Source organism: Pseudomonas paraveronii (assembly GCF_963681955.1).
Classification (GTDB): domain Bacteria; phylum Pseudomonadota; class Gammaproteobacteria; order Pseudomonadales; family Pseudomonadaceae; genus Aquipseudomonas; species Aquipseudomonas paraveronii.
In genome coordinates this window covers 5,820,381-5,839,276 of sequence record NZ_OY817130.1, presented here as the reverse complement: position 1 = coordinate 5,839,276, position 18,896 = coordinate 5,820,381, and the positions used below count along the sequence as shown (strand labels likewise).

General features: G+C 63.4%; 17 protein-coding genes. 7 read left to right on the top strand and 10 right to left on the bottom strand.

What is annotated here, in order from left to right; all coding sequences use genetic code 11:
* Nucleotides 1-81 precede the first annotated feature (81 nt).
* The 4 genes from U5A08_RS27105 to U5A08_RS27090 all read right to left on the bottom strand — a co-directional run bounded on the left by U5A08_RS27105 (nt 82) and on the right by U5A08_RS27090 (nt 4,289).
* The gene (locus U5A08_RS27105; RefSeq protein ID WP_321849247.1) at nt 82-1,050 is read right to left on the bottom strand and encodes a FecR family protein; all 969 of its coding nucleotides are present in this window, start codon (nt 1,048-1,050) and stop codon (nt 82-84) included.
* Entirely contained in the window at nt 1,047-1,565 is a 519-nt protein-coding gene (locus tag U5A08_RS27100; RefSeq protein WP_253399741.1) for an RNA polymerase sigma factor, read from the bottom strand. The genes U5A08_RS27105 and U5A08_RS27100 overlap by 4 nt, the downstream gene beginning before the upstream one ends.
* Before the next feature lie 97 nt (nt 1,566-1,662).
* Entirely contained in the window at nt 1,663-2,370 is a 708-nt protein-coding gene (locus tag U5A08_RS27095) for a 3'-5' exonuclease (RefSeq protein WP_321849245.1), read from the bottom strand.
* Nucleotides 2,367-4,289: a DUF294 nucleotidyltransferase-like domain-containing protein gene (locus U5A08_RS27090; RefSeq protein WP_321849243.1), complete on the bottom strand. Its 1,923-nt coding sequence runs from the start codon at nt 4,287-4,289 to the stop codon at nt 2,367-2,369. The genes U5A08_RS27095 and U5A08_RS27090 overlap by 4 nt, the downstream gene beginning before the upstream one ends.
* A gap of 247 nt (nt 4,290-4,536) precedes the next feature.
* On the opposite strand from U5A08_RS27090, the gene U5A08_RS27085 reads away from it, so the two are divergent.
* Nucleotides 4,537-4,983, top strand: coding sequence for a response regulator (locus tag U5A08_RS27085; RefSeq protein ID WP_321849242.1), 447 nt, complete (start codon nt 4,537-4,539; stop codon nt 4,981-4,983).
* Between the two features lie 156 nt (nt 4,984-5,139).
* Here U5A08_RS27085 and U5A08_RS27080 read toward each other — a convergent pair whose 3' ends face one another.
* On the bottom strand, nt 5,140-7,317 hold the full coding sequence (locus tag U5A08_RS27080; RefSeq protein ID WP_253399736.1) for a malate synthase G: 2,178 nt from the start codon (nt 7,315-7,317) through the stop codon (nt 5,140-5,142).
* Between the two features lie 389 nt (nt 7,318-7,706).
* Here U5A08_RS27080 and U5A08_RS27075 point away from each other — a divergent pair, with 389 nt between their 5' ends.
* Nucleotides 7,707-8,225, top strand: coding sequence for a glycine cleavage system transcriptional repressor (locus U5A08_RS27075; protein WP_253399735.1), 519 nt, complete (start codon nt 7,707-7,709; stop codon nt 8,223-8,225).
* A gap of 222 nt (nt 8,226-8,447) precedes the next feature.
* Here U5A08_RS27075 and rarD read toward each other — a convergent pair whose 3' ends face one another.
* The 5 genes from rarD to U5A08_RS27050 form a co-directional block, all read right to left on the bottom strand.
* Nucleotides 8,448-9,332, bottom strand: coding sequence for an EamA family transporter RarD (gene rarD, locus U5A08_RS27070; protein ID WP_321849240.1), 885 nt, complete (start codon nt 9,330-9,332; stop codon nt 8,448-8,450).
* 118 nt (nt 9,333-9,450) lie between these two features.
* Nucleotides 9,451-10,425, bottom strand: coding sequence for a serine/threonine protein kinase (locus U5A08_RS27065; protein ID WP_247403165.1), 975 nt, complete (start codon nt 10,423-10,425; stop codon nt 9,451-9,453).
* A gap of 168 nt (nt 10,426-10,593) precedes the next feature.
* Nucleotides 10,594-12,492: a PhoX family protein gene (locus U5A08_RS27060; RefSeq protein WP_321849238.1), complete on the bottom strand. Its 1,899-nt coding sequence runs from the start codon at nt 12,490-12,492 to the stop codon at nt 10,594-10,596.
* Nucleotides 12,493-12,582: 90 nt separating this feature from the next.
* Nucleotides 12,583-13,347 (bottom strand): TOBE domain-containing protein, encoded by a 765-nt coding sequence (locus U5A08_RS27055; protein ID WP_321849236.1) that lies wholly within the window; start codon nt 13,345-13,347, stop codon nt 12,583-12,585.
* 58 nt (nt 13,348-13,405) lie between these two features.
* Nucleotides 13,406-14,143, bottom strand: a complete 738-nt coding sequence (locus U5A08_RS27050) for a ComFC family protein (protein ID WP_321849234.1) — start codon at nt 14,141-14,143, stop codon at nt 13,406-13,408.
* 92 nt (nt 14,144-14,235) lie between these two features.
* On the opposite strand from U5A08_RS27050, the gene bioB reads away from it, so the two are divergent.
* From bioB to bioD, 5 genes are all read left to right on the top strand, one after another.
* On the top strand, nt 14,236-15,291 hold the full coding sequence (bioB, locus tag U5A08_RS27045) for a biotin synthase BioB (RefSeq protein WP_247408151.1): 1,056 nt from the start codon (nt 14,236-14,238) through the stop codon (nt 15,289-15,291).
* Nucleotides 15,292-15,424: 133 nt separating this feature from the next.
* A complete protein-coding gene (gene bioF / locus U5A08_RS27040) occupies nt 15,425-16,606 on the top strand; it encodes an 8-amino-7-oxononanoate synthase (protein WP_321849232.1) in 1,182 nt (393 codons plus the stop codon).
* Entirely contained in the window at nt 16,599-17,330 is a 732-nt protein-coding gene (locus U5A08_RS27035) for an alpha/beta fold hydrolase (protein ID WP_321849231.1), read from the top strand. The genes bioF and U5A08_RS27035 overlap by 8 nt, the downstream gene beginning before the upstream one ends.
* Nucleotides 17,323-18,135 (top strand): malonyl-ACP O-methyltransferase BioC, encoded by an 813-nt coding sequence (gene bioC / locus U5A08_RS27030; protein WP_321849230.1) that lies wholly within the window; start codon nt 17,323-17,325, stop codon nt 18,133-18,135. The genes U5A08_RS27035 and bioC overlap by 8 nt, the downstream gene beginning before the upstream one ends.
* Nucleotides 18,132-18,812, top strand: a complete 681-nt coding sequence (gene bioD / locus U5A08_RS27025; RefSeq protein WP_321849228.1) for a dethiobiotin synthase — start codon at nt 18,132-18,134, stop codon at nt 18,810-18,812. The genes bioC and bioD overlap by 4 nt, the downstream gene beginning before the upstream one ends.
* The last annotated feature ends 84 nt before the right edge of the window (nt 18,813-18,896 follow it).

The following is an 18,896-nucleotide window of genomic DNA, read 5'->3' as shown; positions in this document are numbered from 1 at the left end:
GACCGCGTTCAGCCAGATGTAACGCGATCAAAGGTGGGAGCGGGCTTGCCCGCGATAGCAATATCCCAGACACCGCCGGACCTAGGGCCTACCCTTCACCGTCACCCACCACGGCGTGCGCTGCTCGATCTGCACCGGCAGGGTCGGCAGCAACGCGTTCAGCGCCAGAGTGGTGTCGTGCAGCGGGAAGCTGCCGGTGATGCGCAGGTCGGCCACGCGGTTATCCACTCCCAGGTGGCCACGGCGATAACGGCTCAGTTCCTCGACCACATCGCCCAGGCGGGCGTTGTCCACCACCAGCATGCCGCGGGTCCAGGCGTCGGTGGCGGGGGGGACGGCCAGCAGCGGGCCGAGGCTGTCGCTGCGCATCAGCACTTGCTGGCCGGCTTTGAAGACCTGCGCCTGATGCAACGCCTCGGGTTGGGCGGCCACCGCCGATTGCAGCACGCTCAGGCGCGTGGCGGCGTCCTCGCGCTTGACGATAAACCGCGTGCCCAGCGCGCGCAGGCTGCCGTCGCGGGTTTGCACATAGAACGGGCGCGCATCGTTGTGGCCGGTTTCGACGAGGATTTCGCCTGCCTGCAACACGATCAGCCGGCGGTTTTCATCGAAACGCACATCGATGGCGCTGTGGGTGTTGAGGTTGATCTGCGTGCCGTCCGCCAGTGTCAGCGTGCGTTGTTCGCCGGTGGCGGTGCGTTGATCGGCCAGCCAATAGTCGAGCGGCCCATAGCGTTCAGCGGCAAACAAGGCCAGGCCGCACACCAGCGCGATACTCGCCAGGCCGCTGCCGAGTTTGCGCACGCGCTGGCGAATGCCCTCGCGTGACTGCAACAACGCCGCGCGCGCTGGGCCAGAGGCCACGCTGAAACGCTGGTCGAGCAGGCCCAGTTGGTGCCAGGCGCGGGCATGTTCGGCATCGCTGGCCAGCCACTTGGCGAATTCCTCCTGTTCCACGGCGCTGCCGTCGCCTGAGTCGAGGGACAGTTGCCAGGCAATCGCCGCATCCAGCACCCGGGCCGCCACCGGTTTGCAATTGGCCGCGCTCATAACGGCTCGCCATACAGCGCGATGTAGCACTGGCGGATGCCCTGGGCCAGGTACTGGCGCACGCGCGGCACCGACACGCCGAGGCGCCGGGCGATGTCGGCGTGGCCCAGGCCGTCGATACGGTTGTAGAGGAACGCGGCGCGGGCCTTGCTCGACAGTGTGCCGAGCAGGCGGTCGATGGCCTTGAGGTCTTCGAGGATCAGTTGCTGGTCTTCCGGCGACGGGTGTTCGCTTTCCGGGATCAGCATCAATTCGCTGAGGTAGGCCTGTTCCAGGGCGGCGCGGCGGAAGTAGTCGAACAACAAGCCCTTGGCGATCGCCACCAGAAAGGCGCGCGGCTCGCGGGGTTCGCGCAACCCGTCGCGGCCGAGCAGGCGCATGAAGGTGTCCTGGCTCAGGTCTTCGGCGCGGCTCGGGCAGGCCACGTTGCGCCGCAGCCACGCCAGCAGCCAGCCGCGATGGTCGCGATACAACGCGCCAACAAGCTCACTGTGGGGGGGCTGGACCGACGACAAGGCATCACCGAATAAACAAGTTTAAAATAACGAGAATTATTCGCGATTGTGTCAGAGGCGTGGAGCCGGCGCAATTGGCGTCTGTCGGGAGACGCTATTAAAACGAGTGCGCTTGTTTACGCCGTTTCCATTGGCTCAAACGTGCTTGCAGGGCGCGTGGCGTGTCGATGTGCTGCTGGCGCGCGCGATTGAGCAGGATGAGCATCAGTTCCGCTGTGGCCAGGGCGTCGGCGCTGGCGTGGTGGCGTTCGCCCACCTGCAGGCGGAAGTGGTCGATCCAGTCATCCAGCCCGGCTTCGCGGATCGGCGCCTCGGGGCACAGCAGCGGGGCGATATCGGCCACGTCGAGGAACGGATGGGCCAGGCGATAACCCAGGCTGTCCTTGAGCGCTCGACCCAACATGTGTTGATCGAACGGCGCATGGAAGGCCAGCAAAGGGCTGTCGCCGACGAAGTCCATGAAATCCAGCAGCGCGTCCACTGGGTCACTGCCGGCGGCGAGTGCACTGGGGCCGAGGCCATGGATCAGCACGGCGGGGTTCAGTTTTGTTTCGGCGCGTTGCAGCGTGCGCTCGAACATTTGCGAAAAGTCCACCGCGCCGTCCTCGATCACCACCGCACCGATGGACAACACTTGGTCGCGGTTCAGGTTCAGGCCGCTGGTTTCCAGGTCCAGCACCACCCAGCGCTGGCTGCGCAAGGCAACGTCGCCCAGCGTGGCAGGCAGGGGCAATTGCTCCAGGCGCTGGCGTTGCGTTGCGTCGAGATGGGGTTTGGCCGTGCGCAACCAACCAAACAGACTCACAGCTGGTACCGCACGGTCAGGCTGCTTTGCAGGCGCTGGGCCTGGCGCAGGGATTCACGCAGGATGCGCCGGTCCAGGTGGTTGAGGCTATCGGGGTCGACGCGGTTGGAATACGGCAGGTTTTCCCGCGTTTGCAACTGGTGCTGCTGCATGCGGGTTTGCTGGATAAAGTGATACGCCTCTTCATAGGCGGCGCCATCCAGCGGCTCGATCACCTCCTTGACCACCAACTGGCGCAAGCGCTCCAGGGTGTTGATAGCGTGGACGTCGTTGGCCAGGGCCAGCAGGCGCGCGCCGTCGACAAAGGGCGTCAGGCCTTGCACCTTGAGGTCGAGGGTGGCTTTTTCGCTGCCTTTGCGCGTCAGCACGAACTCGCGGAAGCGGCCCACCGGCGGGCGTTGGCGCAAGGCGTTCTCCGCCAGCATGCGCTGGAACAGGCGGTTATCCGCGACCTGATCGAGAATGCCCTGGCGCAGTTGTTCACAACCCTGCTCATCGCCCCACACTACCCGCAGGTCGAAATAGATGGTCGACCCCAGCAGGTTCTCCGGCGTCGCTTCGCGGATAAACGCCGCAAACCGTCGCGCCCATTCGGCCCGCGACAGGCACAGCTCGGGGTTGCCGGCCATGATGTTGCCTTTGCACAGGGTGAAGCCGCACTGCGCCAGGCTCTGGTTGATCTGCTGCGCGAGGGGCAGCAGGCGCGCGCGAATCTCAGCCGCTTCGGCGGCGTCCTTGGCGTCGAACAGGATGCCGTTGTCCTGATCGGTGTAGAGCGTCTGCTCGCGCCGGCCTTCGCTGCCGAAACACAACCAGGTGAACGGCACGCCGGGGTCGCCTTTGTCGGCGAGGGTCAACTCGATGACCCGGCACACGGTGTGATCGTTGAGCAGGGTAATAATGTGGGTGATCTGGGTCGACGACGCACCATGGGCCAGCATGCGTTCCACCAACTGGCCGATTTCACCGCGTATCGCCACCAGGTTTTCCACCTTGGGTGCATTGCGGATGGTGCGGGCCAGGTGGACCAGGTCCACACGCTGCAGGGAAAACAGGTCGCGCTCGGACACCACGCCGCACAGGCGATGGTCTTTGACCAGGCACACGTGGGCGATATGCCGCTCGGTCATGGCGATGGCGGCATCGAAGGCGCTGTGGTCCGGCGTGAGGAAAAACGGCGCAGGGGTCATGTGCGCGTCGATCGCGAGGGTGAAATCGCTGGTGCCGTCGGCCACCACCTGGCGCAGATCGCGCAGGGTGAAAATCCCCAGGGGCGCCTTGTGCTCATCCACGATCACAATGCTGCCGACCTGTTGCTCGTGCATCAGCGTCACCGCTTCGCGCAGCGGCGTATCCGGGCCGCACGTTACCGGGTGGCGCATGGCCAACTCGCCCAGGCGGGTATTCAAGGAGTATTGGGTGCCGAGGGTTTCCACGGCTTTTTGCTGCACTTGCTGGTTGACCTGATCGAGCAGGCTGCTCACGCCGCGCAAGGCGAAATCGCGGAACTCGCTGGACAGCGCGAACAGCTTGATAAACGCCGGCTTGTTCAGTTGCAGGCAGAAGGTGTCTTCGGCGGCCTTGTGCTCGGTGCGCGTCGCGCGTTCGCCCAGCAGTGCCGCGAGGGGGAAGCACTCGCCGGTGGCAATCTCAAAGGTGGTTTCGGCCGAATCCGGCCGCTCGCCGACAACCCGCCCCTGCTTGACGATATAGAAGTGCTCCACCGGCCCGTCCGCCGGCTTGAGGATGCTGTCGCCGGGGCCGTAAAAGCGCAATTGGCACTGCTCTACCAGGAACGCGAGGTGCGCGTTTTCCATTTGGTTGAACGGTGGGAAGCGTTGCAGGAACTGCAAGGTGCCGTGGATGTTCTGCAACACCGCAGTTTTCCCCGCCTGGTCGAATGCATCAGCTTTACTCATAACTATGACCGCGATGTTTTTGTCGTTATCGTTCTGCATGGTCGACTCCTGCACGGCGGGTGCCCATTGGACGTAAGTCTAGGTCGATGAAAACGGCGCATAACTAGGGAAAAACCTTACACGACAATCGTCTAAACCCCGTAGAACGCCCACTAGGCAAACTTTCCGACGAAGGGCACATTGTTCGGCCTTCCGCAGATGTCTGACGGGTGTGCAGGGAGATTGATGAGAGCTAGCTGAGAACCGTATGTCCGACCACGATATTTTGAGTGATGCCGAGCGCGAGGCGCTGAGCGCCGTGATGCTGGAGCCTGATTTACCGCCACAACGCGTGTTGATTGTCGACGACGACAAGGACGCGCGCGAACTGCTGGCGGAGATCCTGGGCCTGGACGGTATTCGCTGCATGACCGCCGAGAGTGGTGACGCGGCCTTGAAACTCTTGGAATCGAGCCGCTCCATTGGGTTGCTGATCACCGACCTGCGCATGGAGCCAAGCAATGGCCTCCAGTTGATTCGCAAAGTGCGCGATTCCGAGCGCGCGGCGTTGCCGATCATCGTTGTGTCCGGGAACGCCGAAGCGCCGGATGTGATCGATGCGATGCATTTGAGCGTGGTGGACTTTTTGCTCAAGCCGATTGATAGCGTGAAGTTGGCGAAGATGGTGAAGCGGGAGTTGGGGATGGTCTCCTGATTTTTGCGGTGTATGTGCTGGCCTCATCGGGGGCAAGCCCCCTCCCACAGTTGACCGCGTACATCCTGTGGGAGGGGGCTTGCCCCCGATGAGGCCATTCCGGTCACCACAAGCCTCAAAGAAAAAGCCCTGATCTCACGATCAGGGCTTTTTCATTTACAGGCCGTTTTTAGCCTTGAACTCCCGACGCCTGCGGTGCAACACCGGCTCGGTATACCCATTCGGCTGTTTGGTGCCTTCAATCACCAACTCCACCGCCGCCTGGAACGCGATATTGCTGTCGAAATCCGGCGCCAGTGGGCGATACAGTTTATCCCCGGCATTCTGACGGTCCACCACCGGCGCCATGCGCTTGAGGCTTTCCATCACCTGGTCCTGAGTGACCACGCCGTGGCGCAGCCAGTTGGCGATGTGCTGGCTGGAGATGCGCAGGGTGGCGCGGTCTTCCATCAGGCCGATGTCGTTGATGTCCGGCACTTTCGAGCAGCCGACGCCCTGGTCGATCCAGCGCACCACATAACCGAGGATGCCCTGGGCGTTGTTGTCCAGCTCGTTGCGGATTTCTTCGTCCGACCAGTTGGGGTTGCTGGCCAGCGGAATGGTCAGGATATCGTCCAGCGACGCACGCTCGCGCTTGGCCAGTTCGGCCTGGCGCGCGAACACGTCGACCTTGTGGTAGTGCAACGCGTGCAGCGCAGCCGCCGTCGGCGACGGCACCCAGGCGGTGTTGGCGCCGGCCAGTGGGTGGGCGATTTTCTGTTCGAGCATCGCCGCCATCAGGTCGGGCATGGCCCACATGCCTTTACCGATCTGCGCACGGCCTTGCAGGCCGGTAGCCAGGCCGATATCGACGTTCCAGTTTTCGTAGGCGCCGATCCATTTTTCCGTCTTCATCGCGGCCTTGCGCACCATCGCGCCGGCTTCCATGGAGGTGTGGATTTCATCACCGGTGCGGTCGAGGAAGCCGGTGTTGATAAACACCACGCGCTCGCTGGCGGCCTTGATGCAGGCCTTGAGGTTGACCGTGGTGCGGCGTTCCTCGTCCATGATCCCGACTTTGAGCGTGTTGCGCGGCAGGTTCAGCACGTCTTCGATGCGGCCGAACAGCTCGTTGGTGAACGCCGCTTCTTCCGGGCCGTGCATCTTCGGTTTCACGATGTACACGGAACCGGTGCGGCTGTTCTTGCGGCTGCTGTTGCCGTTGAGGCTGTGGATCGCCGCCAGGCTGGTGAGCAGGCCGTCGAGAATGCCTTCCGGTACTTCGTTGCCGTTTTTGTCGAGGATCGCGTCGATGGTCATCAAGTGGCCAACGTTGCGCACGAACAGCAGCGAGCGACCGTGCAGCGTCACGCCCTGGCCGTCCACGCCGGTGTAGACGCGGTCGGCGTTCATGGTGCGGGTGAAGGTCTTGCCGCCCTTGGCCACTTCTTCGGCCAGGTCGCCTTTCATCAGGCCGAGCCAGTTGCGGTAGATCACCACTTTGTCATCGGCATCGACAGCGGCGACGGAGTCTTCGCAGTCCATGATGGTGGTCAGCGCGGCTTCCATCAGCACGTCTTTGACGCCGGCCGCGTCGGTCTGGCCGACTGGGGTGCTGGCATCGATCTGGATTTCGAAATGCAGACCATTGTGCTTGAGCAGGACCGCAATCGGTTGGGCGCTGTCGCCCTGGAAGCCGATCAACTGGGCATCGTCGCGCAGGCCGCTGTTGCTGCCGCCTTTGAGACTGACCACGAGTTTGCCGTCAACGATCTTGTAGCCGGTGGAATCGACGTGGCTGCCGGCGCTGAGCGGCGCGGCTTCGTCGAGGAAGGCGCGGGCGAAGGCGATGACCTTGTCGCCGCGCACCTTGTTGTAGCCCTGGCCCTTTTCGGCGCCGTCGGCTTCGCTGATGGCGTCGGTGCCATACAGCGCGTCATACAGCGAGCCCCAGCGCGCATTGGAGGCGTTGAGGGCGAAACGGGCGTTCATCACCGGCACGACCAGCTGGGGGCCGGCCATGCGGGCGATTTCGTCATCGACGTTTTGGGTCGAGGCCTGGAAGTCTGCGGCTTCTGGCAGCAGGTATCCGATATCTTGCAGGAAGGCTTTGTAGGCCACCGGGTCATGCGCCTGGCCAGCGTGAGTCTGGTGCCAGGTGTCGATCCGCGCTTGGAAATCGTCGCGTTTGGCGAGTAGGGCTTTGTTCTTCGGTGCGAGGTCGTGGATGACCTTGTCGGCACCGGCCCAGAACTGGTCGGCAGTGACGCCGGTACCGGGAATGGCTTCGTTGTTCACGAAGTCGAACAGGACTTTGGCGACCTGCAGGCCACCGACTTGAACGTGTTCAGTCATTGCTTGCCTCACTCTACGGAGCTTATGCGCTTTTCAGCTTTTCAATTTACCAATGAAGCCTCTGGCCATTTAAACCGCAGGCACGCTGCGCCGGTACATGCCTGTGAAGGCGGCTGGGCAGGCTGTGTCGCGGAGCAAGGTTGCCGTGGCAGACATCGACCCAACGTTTATGTAGTGCGCGATTGCGCATACTACATGATGACTTGCGGTTGTGAAAATTAGACTAAATACGTCGTTTAGCGACCCACTTTGGTCGTATGGTCACAGTGGGGTATCGGATGTTCTCAAGAAAGCGATGGATTGTTCCAGATAAATATAAAAATGGTACACGATTTGTCTTCGAGGGCATCTGCGTCCACCTTGTAGATTGAATTCCAGAGGGCTTCGCCATGGACCATCTTGTACTCACTATCATTGCCGCCGACAAACCCGGCCTGGTTGAACGCATCGCGCAGAACATTGCGGCCCACGGCGGCAACTGGCTGGAGAGCCGCATGGCGCACATGGCCGGGCAGTTTGCCGGGATTCTGCGGGTCAGTGTCCCCGCCGAGAACCGTCAGGCCCTGGTGAATGCACTGGAGGACTTATCCACACACGGCATCCGCGTGTTGGTGGGCGAGAGCGGCGCGGGGCAGGCGGCGGCGTCCAAACCGATCACCATGACGCTGGTGGGCAACGACCGGCCGGGGATCGTGCGTGAGATCACCGCGCTGTTGAGCAAGCAGGGGGTGAACCTCGAACGCCTGAGCACCGACGTGCGCCCGGCGCCGATGAGCGGCGACCCACTGTTCCACGCCGATGCGTCACTGGCCGTGCCGGCGGGCCTGGCGCTGGACACCCTGCAAGCGGCCCTGGAAACCCTGGCCGACGACTTGATGGTGGAGTTGGAACTGCGCAGCGAGGAATAACCACCCACAAGGTTATGCATGGAAATCTTGCATGGGCCTGTGGATAACCTGTAGAGACCCGACGCCAGGCCACACCGGCCGTGCTTCTCCGTCATCTGAGCAAAAAATGAGCAGTTTCAAGGGCTTGTACACAAATGGCGGGGATCAGGTTGTGGATAACCTTGGGGTGAATCTCTGCAAGCCACGCGGGCTGTGGCTTGCAGAGGTTTGTACGTTATTTGATCAGCGTTTGCGCACTGTCAGCCACGCGTCCAGGCTGTAGACCGCCAGGCCGGCCCAGATAAAGGCGAAGGCGATCAGCGTGCTGGTTGCCAGTTGTTCACCAAACAGCAGCACCGCTTCGAGCAGCACCAAGGTCGGTGCCACGTACTGCAAAAAGCCCAGGGCGGTGTAGGGCAAGTGCCGTGCGGCGGCGTTGAAACACACCAGCGGAATCAGCGTCACCGGGCCGGCGGCCACCAGCCACCAGGCTTCGGACGTACTCCAGAATGCCAGTTGCGCGCTGTGTGCCGAGGGGTTGAACAGCAACCAGGCGACGGCGATCGGCACCAGCATCCAGGTTTCCACCACCAGCCCCGGCAGCGCCTTGACCGGCGCCTGCTTACGGATCAGGCCGTAGAAGCCGAAGGTCAGCGCCAGCACCAGCGACACCCACGGCAAACTGCCCACCTGCCACACCTGCTGCGCCACACCCACCGCTGCCAGCCCGACGGCGACCCATTGCAGGCGGCGCAGGCGTTCGCCGAGGAGCAGCATGCCGAGCAACACGTTCACCAGTGGGTTGATGTAGTAACCCAGGCTGGCCTCGAGCATGCGTCCGCTGTTCACCGACCACACATAGGTCAGCCAGTTAGCCGCAATCAACGCACCGCTGAGGGCCAGGATCGCCAGGCGCTGGGGGTTATCGCGCAGTTCGCGGAACCAGCCGGGGTGTTTCCAGACCATCAGCAGCAGCGTGCCGAACAGCGCTGACCACAGCACGCGATGCACGATGATTTCGGCGGCGGGGACACTGGCGATGGCTTTGAAGTAGAGCGGGAACAGACCCCAGATGACATAGGCACTCAGGCCCAGGATGTAGCCCTTGCGGGGGTTGGCGGCGTGCATTGCAGAATCCTTGCTTAGGCAGCTAACAAAGCGCGATTGTAAGGATATTTGTCCGCTCGTGGGGCCTGCAGTGCTTTATGTGGGAGGTGCTTGCTCCCTCCCACAGGAAGCCAAGCCGTCAGAACAGTTTCAGCGGTTCTTCATTTAGCGCCGACAACTGTTCGCGCAACGCCAGCACCTGATCACCCCAATACCGCTCGCTGCCGAACCACGGAAAGCTGTGGGGGAACGCCGGGTCATCCCAGCGCCGTGCGAGCCAGGCGCTGTAGTGCATCAGGCGCAAGGCGCGCAGCGGTTCGATCAGCGCCAGTTCACGCGGGTCGAAATCGTGGAATTCCTGGTAGCCGTCCATCAACTCTGACAACTGGCCCAGACATTCCTGACGGTCGCCGGCGAGCATCATCCACAGGTCCTGTACGGCGGGGCCCATGCGGCAGTCATCGAGGTCGACGATGTGGAACATCTCGTCGCGGCACATCATGTTGCCGGGGTGGCAATCGCCGTGCATGCGGATGTTCTTGTGCGGCGTGGCCTTGTACACCTCTTCCACGCGCTTGAGCAGGTCGCGGGCCACGGACTCGTAGGCCGGCAGCAGGCTTTTGGGAATGAAGTTGCCTTCGAGCAGGGTGGTGAGGGAATCGTGGCCGAAGTTCTTCACGCCCAGGGCTTCACGGTGTTCGAACGGACGGGTCGCGCCGACCGCGTGCAAGCGCCCGAGTAACTGGCCAAGGCGATAGAGCTGGTCCAGATTGCCCGGCTCCGGCGCCCGGCCGCCACGGCGCGGAAACAGGGCGAAGCGGAACCCGGCGTGTTCGAACAGGCTGGCGCCGTTATGGATCATCGGCGCGACCACCGGCACATCGCACTCGGCCAGCTCGAAGGTAAAGCTGTGTTCTTCGAGGATCGCCTCGTTGGTCCAGCGCTGTGGCCGGTAGAACTTGGCGATCAGCGGTTCGGAGTCTTCGATGCCCACCTGATACACACGGTTTTCGTAGCTGTTGAGCGCCAATACGCGCGCATCGCTGAGGAAGCCGATACTTTCGACAGCATCGAGCACCAGGTCGGGGGTGAGTGTTTCAAACGGATGGGCCATGCAAACTCCTGCGCGCAGCAGGGCGCCGCGTCCGGCCGGGTATGGTAACGCACCGGGCTTGAGATAGGGGGCGGCTGTGCTATTGCTATCGGGGGCAAGCCCCCTCCCACAGTTGAAGGTATTCACAAATCAAAATGTGGGAGGGGGCTTGCCCCCGATGGCGGTCTATCAGGCCCCGACAATCCCCCCATCATCCCGCCGAATCGCCATCACCGACGACCGCGGCTTACCATTGGGCAGATGCTCCGGCCAGGTCGAACCACCGGTTTCCCCCGGATGCTGAATCCCCACGAACAAGGTCTTCTGATCCGGCGAGAAGCTGATCCCCGTCACCTCGCACGCCACCGGCCCGACCATGAAGCGGCGGATTTCCCCGGTGCTCGGGTCGGCGCAAAGCATCTGGTTATTGCCCATGCCGGCGAAGTCGCCGCTGTTGCTGTAGTCGCCGTCGGTCAGGATCCACAGGCGCCCGGCTTTGTCGAAACCCAGGCCGTCGGGGCTGTTGAACATGTTCTGCGGGTTGATGTTGGACGAGCCGCCCTTCGGCGTACCAGCATGCACGCCGGGGTTGCCGGCGACCACAAACAGATCCCAGGTGAAATCGGCGGCGCCGTGGTCATCGGCATTGGCTTTCCAGCGCAGGATCTGGCCGTAGACGTTTTTCTCGCGTGGGTTGGGACCGCCGACCGGCTGGCCGTCTTCGCCACGCTTGGCGTTGTTGGTCAGGGTGCAATAGACCTGGCCGTCGGTGGGGCTGACCACGATCCATTCCGGGCGGTCCATGCGTGTGGCTTTCACCACACTGGCAGCCTGGCGTGCATGGATCAGCACTTCGGCCTGGCTGGCAAAACCTGTGCTGGCGTCGATGCCGTTTTTGCCGTGGGTCAGCTCGACCCACTGGCCTTTGCCCTGGGGGTGGTCGGCGTTGCCGTCGCCGGCGTCGAAGATCGCCACAAACAGCGTGCCGTGGTCGAGCAGGTCTTTGTTGGCCTTGGGGTTCTGGTGGTTGATCGGGTCGCGGCTGACGAACTTGTAGATGAACTCGCCGCGCTCGTCGTCGCCCATGTACACCACGGCGCGGCCGTCGCGGGTTTCCGCGAGGGCCGCATTTTCATGCTTGAAGCGGCCGAGGGCGGTGCGTTTGGCGGGTGTGGACTGCGGGTCGAACGGGTCGATTTCCACCACCCAGCCATGGCGATTGAGCTCATTGGGGTTCTTGGCCATATCGAAACGCGGGTCGTGCAGGTGCCAGTTGATGTCTTTGCTGGCCGCGACCACGCCGTAGCGCTTTTGCCCGGCGTCGAAGGCTTGCTGTGGGTTGCTGTTGCCGAAACAGTCGGTGAAGTTCTCTTCGCACGTCAGATAAGTGCCCCACGGCGTCTTGCCGTTGGCGCAGTTCTGGAAGGTGCCGAGGGCTTTCTTGCCGGATTTGTCGGCGCTGGTTTTCAGCCAGTCATGGCCGGCCGCCGGGCCGCTCAGGCGGATCGGCGAGTTGCCGTGGATGCGCCGGTTGTAGCGCGAGTCCTGGACGAACTGCCAGATGTCGCCCTGGCGGCGCACTTCGATCACCGACACGCCTTCGCTGGCCTGGGCCTTGCGCACGTCTTCGGCCGATTGCGGCGCGCCGCCGTGGGCGAAGAGGTAGCGGTAGTTGGTGTATTCGTTATTGATCGCCATCAGCGCGCGGTTGTCGTCGTCGGGGAAGGCGAACAGGCTCATGCCGTCGTTGTTGTCACCGAACTGCTGCTCCTGGGCCTTGGCCGTGCCGTTGCCGGACGGGTCGAACGCCGGGGCGTTCTTGTGCAGCGGCTGGCCCCAGCTGATCAGCACCGAGGCGCTGTAGCCGGGCGGCAGGGTGATGCTGTCGCTGGTGGCGGCGGCGATGCTGGCGAACCCCAGCAGCGGGCTGGCGTTGGCGGCATTCACGGCCAGCGCGCTGCGGCTCAGCAGGTTGCCGCCGAGGAACATTGCGGCACCGCACAGGGCACCGGCGCCGATGAAGCGGCGGCGGGTGAGGCCGACCATCTGTTCGAGGTCGGTGGCTTGGTGTTCTTCTAATAGGCTCATGTCAGGCTCCCTGCGGTTTTTGCAGACACCATAAGGAGCGGGCATGACGAAATTGTTGCAGTTTGACGGCGGGCGCAGCAGTGCTACCGCCTAGACGGGCGTGCCGAGCAACACATTGCTCGGGGCGAATTGCACCTGGATCGGTTGGCCTTCGGCGGCGCCCAGGGTCTTGAGCGCGTGGGGCTGGGCCAGGGCGCAAAGTACCTGGCCGTTGGGCAGGGCGATTCGCACTTCGCTGGGGCCGTCCTCGGCGTCGAGAATGGCGTCGACGCTGCCGATCAGGCAATTGTGTCCAGGTGTTTCGGGGTGCTCGCTGGCGCACACTTCCAGCCAGCCGGCCTTGATCAGGGCGACCACTTCAACGCCGGCTTCCAGCTCCAGCCGTTGCGTGCTGTCGTGGGTGATCTGCGCGGTCAGGGTCAGGCCGCCGGCCAGTTGCAGGCGGATCAGATCATTGCGGCCATGGCGCTCGATGGCGACGACCTGGCCATGCAGCTGGTTGCGCGCACTGGTGCGCAGCATCAGGCGGCCCAGCAGGTTGAAGTCGCTGGCGGCTTCGTCCGAGCCGAGCACTTCGGCCTGTAACACTTGCAGGCGCTGATAGAGGCGCAGCACGCGCTCACCTTCGGCCGTCAGCTTGGCGCCGCCGCCGCCCTTGCCGCCAACGCTGCGTTCCACCAGCGGTTTTTGCGCGAGGTTGTTCAGTTCGTCGATGGCGTCCCAGGCGGCCTTGTAGCTCAAGCCGGCGCTCTTCGCCGCGCGGGTGATCGAACCCTGCTCGGCGATATGCGCCAGCAAGGCGATGCGCTGGGGGCGGCGGATGATGTGTTGGCTGAGGGAGGTCGGCAGAGACATGGGACTACGCTTCGATGAGATGAACGGAACGTTGCGGGCAAGGCCGGGCGGAGTCAAGTCAGGCGCCCGGTTTGGGCGTGCGGGCCAGGCAGTACACGTCAACCTGCCGCGCCCCGGCGTCCGTCAACAGGCGTGCCAGGCTGTGGGCGGTTGCGCCGGTGGTGAGCACGTCGTCGACCAGCGCAAAGTGGCGGTCGTGTACCGGTATGTCGCGCGCCAGGGCGAAGGCGCCGCGCAGGTTGCGTTGGCGGGTCTTGGCGTCGAGCGCCTGTTGCGCGACGGTTTCATGGGGGCGTAACAACAGGTGTTCATCGTAGGCAATGTGCAGCTCGGCGCTAAGCCAGCGCGCCAGCATCAGCGCCTGGTTATAGCCGCGCTCGCGCAGGCGTTTGCGCGCCATGGGCACCGGCAACAGGCAGTCGGGGCGCGGCAGTTCGGTGTTGTCGAAGCGGTGTTGCAGGTGGCGTCCGAGCAAGCGGCCCAGCAGATGCCCGAGGGGCCAGCGCGCCTGATGCTTGAACCGGCTGATCAGCGTGTCGATGGGGAAGCTGTAGGTCCAGGCGGTGATGACCTGTTTAAAGGCCGGCGGGTGTTTCTGGCACTGGCCGCAGATCAGACCGTCCATCGGCAAGGGCAGGGCGCAGACCTCGCACTGCTCCATCAGCCAGGGCAGCTCGGTTTCGCAGACGTTGCACACACAATCGGCCGACTCAGTGACCTCGTCGCAGATTAAACAGTGCTGTATGTTTTTTGACCATATGTAAACTTGGTGTTTGTGTCCAGGTTGACAGTGCATGAATCTTCCTTAAATATGCCGAGCATCCGTGTCGTGTCTGTGGGTATTGCCCTTCCCGCAGCGCTTGCCAAAGCATAATCAAGGAATCGCCCATGAGCGCCCGCACCACTGCCACCCTGCGTCACGATTGGTCCTTAGCTGAAGTCAAAGCACTGTTCGTGCAACCGTTCAATGACCTGTTGTTCCAGGCGCAGACCGTGCATCGCGCGCATTTCGATGCGAACCGTGTGCAGGTGTCGACGCTGTTGTCGATCAAAACCGGCGCCTGCCCGGAAGATTGCAAATATTGTCCGCAGTCGGGCCACTACAACACCGGCCTGGAAAAAGAAAAACTGATGGAAGTGCAGAAGGTCCTCGAAGAGGCGGCCCGCGCCAAGGCCATCGGTTCGACCCGCTTCTGCATGGGCGCGGCGTGGAAACATCCGTCGGCCAAAGACATGCCTTATGTGCTGCAGATGGTCAAAGGCGTGAAGGCCATGGGCCTGGAAACCTGCATGACCCTCGGCCGTCTCGACCAGGACCAGACCGAAGCCCTGGCTCAGGCCGGCCTCGACTACTACAACCACAACCTCGATACGTCGCCGGAATTCTACGGTTCGATCATCACTACCCGCACCTATGCCGAGCGCCTGCAAACCCTGGCCTACGTGCGTGATTCGGGGATGAAGATCTGCTCCGGCGGCATTCTCGGCATGGGCGAGTCCCTCGACGACCGCGCCAACCTGCTGATCCAACTGGCCAACCTGCCGGAGCATCCGGAATCGGTGCCGATCAATATGCTGGTGAAGGTGGCCGGGACGCCGCTGGAAAACGCCGAAGACATCGACCCGTTCGACTTTATCCGCATGCTGGCGGTGGCGCGCATTCTGATGCCGCAATCCCATGTGCGCCTGTCGGCCGGCCGTGAGGCGATGAACGAACAGATGCAGGCCCTGGCGTTCTTCGCCGGCGCCAACTCGATCTTCTACGGCGACAAACTGCTGACCACCGCCAACCCGCAGGCCGACAAGGACATGCAACTGTTCTCGCGCCTGGGCATCCTGCCGGAAGCGCGTGAAGAACACGCCGATGAAGTGCACCAGGCGGCGATCGAGCAAGCGTTGGTTGAGCAGAAGAGCAGCGAGCAGTTCTACAACGCCGCAGTTTGATCCAAATGTGGGAGGGAGCTTGCTCCCGATAGCGGTGGGTCAGTTAATGCATTTCATACTGATACGCCGCCATCGGGAGCAAGCTCCCTCCCACATTTTCTGACCGAGTTGAACCTGCCAATCCGAGGCCTGCATGTCTTTCGATCTCGCCGCGCGTCTCGCTGCCCGTCGTGCCGAACACCTTTACCGCCAGCGCCCACTGCTGGACAGCCCGCAAGGCCCGGAAGTGGTGGTGGACGGTCAACCGTTACTGGCGTTCTGCAATAACGACTACCTGGGCCTGGCCAATCACCCGCAGGTGATCGAGGCCTGGCGTGCCGGTGCGTCCCGTTGGGGCGTGGGCGGTGGCGCTTCGCACTTGGTGGTCGGGCATGCCACGCCGCACCATGAACTGGAAGAAGCCCTGGCCGACCTCACCGGGCGCCCGCGCGCGTTGTTGTTTACCACCGGTTACATGGCCAACCTCGGCGCGGTCACGGCGCTGGTGGGGCAGGGCGATACGGTGCTGGAAGACCGTCTCAACCATGCCTCATTGCTGGATGCCGGCCTGTTGTCCGGGGCGCGCTTCAATCGCTACCTGCACAACGACGCCGCCAGCCTGGCCAAGCGCCTGGAGAAAGCCACCGGCAATACCCTGGTGGTCACCGATGGCGTGTTCAGCATGGACGGCAACCTGGCCGACTTGCCGGCGCTGGCCCGTGAAACGCGGGCCAAAGGCGCCTGGTTGATGGTGGACGACGCCCACGGTTTCGGCCCGTTGGGCGCGAACGGCGGCGGCATCGTCGAGCATTTCGGCTTGAGCCAGGAAGACGTGCCGGTGCTGGTCGGCACCCTGGGCAAAGCGTTCGGCACTGCGGGCGCCTTTGTCGCGGGCAGTGACGATTTGATCGAAAGCCTGATCCAGTTCGCCCGGCCCTACATCTATACCACCAGCCAACCCCCGGCCCTGGCCTGCGCCACCCTGAAAAGCCTGGAGTTGCTACGCAGCGAGCATTGGCGACGCGAGCACCTCAACAGCCTGATCCGCCAGTTCCGCCACGGCGCCGAGCAGATCGGCCTGACGCTGATGGACAGCTTTACGCCGATTCAGCCGATCCTCATCGGCGAGAGTGCCAAGGCCATGGCGTTGTCGCGGATGTTGCGCGAGCGCGGCCTGATGGTCACCGCGATCCGCCCGCCCACCGTGCCCGCCGGCAGCGCCCGTTTGCGCGTGACGCTGACGGCGGCCCACAGTGCGGCGCAGGTGCAGCTATTGTTAAACGCATTGGAAGAGTGTTTCCGCTTGTCAGGTGCCACGGAGCCCGACCATGCGTGATCGACTGATATTGCTGCCCGGCTGGGGCCTCGGCGTTTCGCCGCTGGAACCCTTGGCCGCCGCACTGCACGGCCTGAACGAACACCTGCGCGTACAGATCGAGCCGTTGCCGGCGTTGGGCTCCAGCGACCTGGATGAATGGCTCGACGAACTCGACGCGACCTTGCCGGACAACGCCTGGCTCGGTGGCTGGTCTTTGGGCGGCATGCTCGCTTCGGAGCTGGCCGCACGGCGTGGCGAGCGTTGTTGCGGGTTGCTGACCCTGGCGAGCAACCCGTGTTTCGTCGCCCATGATGGCTGGCCGAACGCGATGCCTGGCGAGACCTTCGATGCGTTCCTCGCCGGTTGCCATGCCGACTCCCAGGTCACCCTCAAGCGTTTCGGCCTGTTGTGTGCCAAAGGCGCCGCGGACCCGCGCGGGCTGGCGCGTTTGCTGGTCAGTGGGGCGCCGAATACGCCGTCGAACGTGTTGATGAGCGGCCTTGAGCTGCTGGCTCAACTGGACACCCGCGACGCCTTGATGGGCTATCGCGGCCCGCAATTGCATCTGTTCGCGGGCCTGGATGAGTTGGTGCCCGCCGAAGCCGCCAGCGACCTGCTGAGCCTGCTTCCCGATGTCGAAATCGGTCTGATTGAACAGGCCGGTCACGCTTTTCTCCTGGAGGACCCCCACGGTGTAGCGGGGGCCATCCAGGCTTTTTTGCACGAGTGCGTTGATGACTGATTTAGCCCATGCCTGCCTGCCGGGCGGGTTGCCGGACAAGCGCCAGGTGGCGGCCTCCTTTTCCCGTGCCGCCGCCAGTTACGACAGCGTGGCCGAGTTGCAGCGCGCGGTGGGGCATGAACTGCTGGCCCGTCTGCCGCCGGCCTGCTGCGCGCAACGCTGGTTGGACATGGGCTGCGGCACCGGCTATTTCAGCCGCGTGTTGGGCGATCGGCTGCCGGCGAGCCAAGGTGTGGCGCTGGATATTGCCCAAGGCATGCTCAACCATGCGCGGCCGTTGGGCGGCGCGCAGCATTTCATCGCCGGTGATGCCGAGCGCCTGCCGTTGCAGGCGGCCAGTTGCGGGCTGATCTTCTCCAGCCTGGCGGTGCAATGGTGCGCGGATTTCGCGGCGGTGCTCAGCGAAGCCTATCGCGTGCTGCAACCGGGCGGCGTGCTGGCCTTCGCCAGCTTGTGCGTGGGCACATTGGACGAGTTGCGCGAAAGCTGGCGGGCGGCGGACGGGCTGGTCCACGTCAACCGCTTCCGCACCTTCGAGGCGTATCAACAGCTGTGCGCGGCCAGCGGCTTCCAGGTGCTGAGCCTGGAGCGGCGTGCCCATGTGTTGCATTACCCGGATGTGCGCAGCCTGACCCATGAATTGAAAGCGCTCGGTGCGCACAATCTCAACCCGGGGCGGCCGGGCGGGTTGACGGGCCGTGCGCGGGTTGTTGCACTGATCGACGCTTACGAGCAGTTCCGCCAGGCCCAGGGCCTGCCGGCCACCTACCAAGTGGTGTACGCCGTGCTGGAGAAACCGCTATGAGCGCCGCTTATTTCATCACCGGCACCGATACGGATGTCGGCAAGACCACCATCGCCGCCGGCCTGCTGCATGCCGCGCGCCTGGCCGGCAAAAGCACCGCCGCCGGCAAGCCGGTGGCTTCCGGTTGCCAGGTTACCGCCAAAGGCTTGCGCAACGCCGATGCGCTGGCGCTGCTGGCCGAGTGTTCGTTGCCGTTGAGCTACGCCGAGGTCAACCCGGTGGCGTTCGAGCCGGCCATCGCGCCGCACCTGGCCGCGCGCGAGGCGGGCGTTGCGCTGACGGTGCAATCGCTGCTCAAACCCATGCAACAGATCCTCGACCGAAAAGCCGATTTCACCCTGATCGAAGGCGCAGGTGGCTGGCGTGTGCCGTTGGCCGATCAGGACAACCTGTCCGACCTGGCCATGGCGCTGCAGTTGCCGGTGATCCTGGTGGTGGGTGTGCGCCTGGGTTGCATCAACCATGCGCTGCTCACGGCCGAAGCCATCGCCCGCGACGGTCTGTCGCTGGCCGGTTGGGTGGCGAATATCATCGAGCCCAAGACCTCTCGTCTGGAAGAAAACCTCGCCACCCTGGCCGAACGCTTGCCCGCGCCGTGCCTGGGCCGGGTGCCCAAACTCAAGCACGCTGGCAGCAACGCGGTGGCCGAGTACCTGCAACTGGACCTGCTTGACTGATTTTGGCTATCGGCAAGGCATTATGCCATTAGTGTTTTTGACGGGCCTTTTGCCAGGATGTCTGTTTCAATTCAACTTCACGAT

Coding starts and splice junctions, on each gene's coding strand:
- U5A08_RS27105 (WP_321849247.1), bottom strand. CDS start 1,050: ATGAGCGCGGCCAATTGCAAACCGGTGGCGGCCCGGGTGCTGGATGCG.
- U5A08_RS27090 (WP_321849243.1), bottom strand. CDS start 4,289: ATGAGTAAAGCTGATGCATTCGACCAGGCGGGGAAAACTGCGGTGTTG.
- U5A08_RS27085 (WP_321849242.1), top strand. CDS start 4,537: ATGTCCGACCACGATATTTTGAGTGATGCCGAGCGCGAGGCGCTGAGC.
- U5A08_RS27080 (WP_253399736.1), bottom strand. CDS start 7,317: ATGACTGAACACGTTCAAGTCGGTGGCCTGCAGGTCGCCAAAGTCCTG.
- U5A08_RS27075 (WP_253399735.1), top strand. CDS start 7,707: ATGGACCATCTTGTACTCACTATCATTGCCGCCGACAAACCCGGCCTG.
- rarD (WP_321849240.1), bottom strand. CDS start 9,332: ATGCACGCCGCCAACCCCCGCAAGGGCTACATCCTGGGCCTGAGTGCC.
- U5A08_RS27065 (WP_247403165.1), bottom strand. CDS start 10,425: ATGGCCCATCCGTTTGAAACACTCACCCCCGACCTGGTGCTCGATGCT.
- U5A08_RS27060 (WP_321849238.1), bottom strand. CDS start 12,492: ATGAGCCTATTAGAAGAACACCAAGCCACCGACCTCGAACAGATGGTC.
- U5A08_RS27055 (WP_321849236.1), bottom strand. CDS start 13,347: ATGTCTCTGCCGACCTCCCTCAGCCAACACATCATCCGCCGCCCCCAG.
- U5A08_RS27050 (WP_321849234.1), bottom strand. CDS start 14,143: ATGCACTGTCAACCTGGACACAAACACCAAGTTTACATATGGTCAAAA.
- bioB (WP_247408151.1), top strand. CDS start 14,236: ATGAGCGCCCGCACCACTGCCACCCTGCGTCACGATTGGTCCTTAGCT.
- bioF (WP_321849232.1), top strand. CDS start 15,425: ATGTCTTTCGATCTCGCCGCGCGTCTCGCTGCCCGTCGTGCCGAACAC.
- U5A08_RS27035 (WP_321849231.1), top strand. CDS start 16,599: ATGCGTGATCGACTGATATTGCTGCCCGGCTGGGGCCTCGGCGTTTCG.
- bioC (WP_321849230.1), top strand. CDS start 17,323: ATGACTGATTTAGCCCATGCCTGCCTGCCGGGCGGGTTGCCGGACAAG.
- bioD (WP_321849228.1), top strand. CDS start 18,132: ATGAGCGCCGCTTATTTCATCACCGGCACCGATACGGATGTCGGCAAG.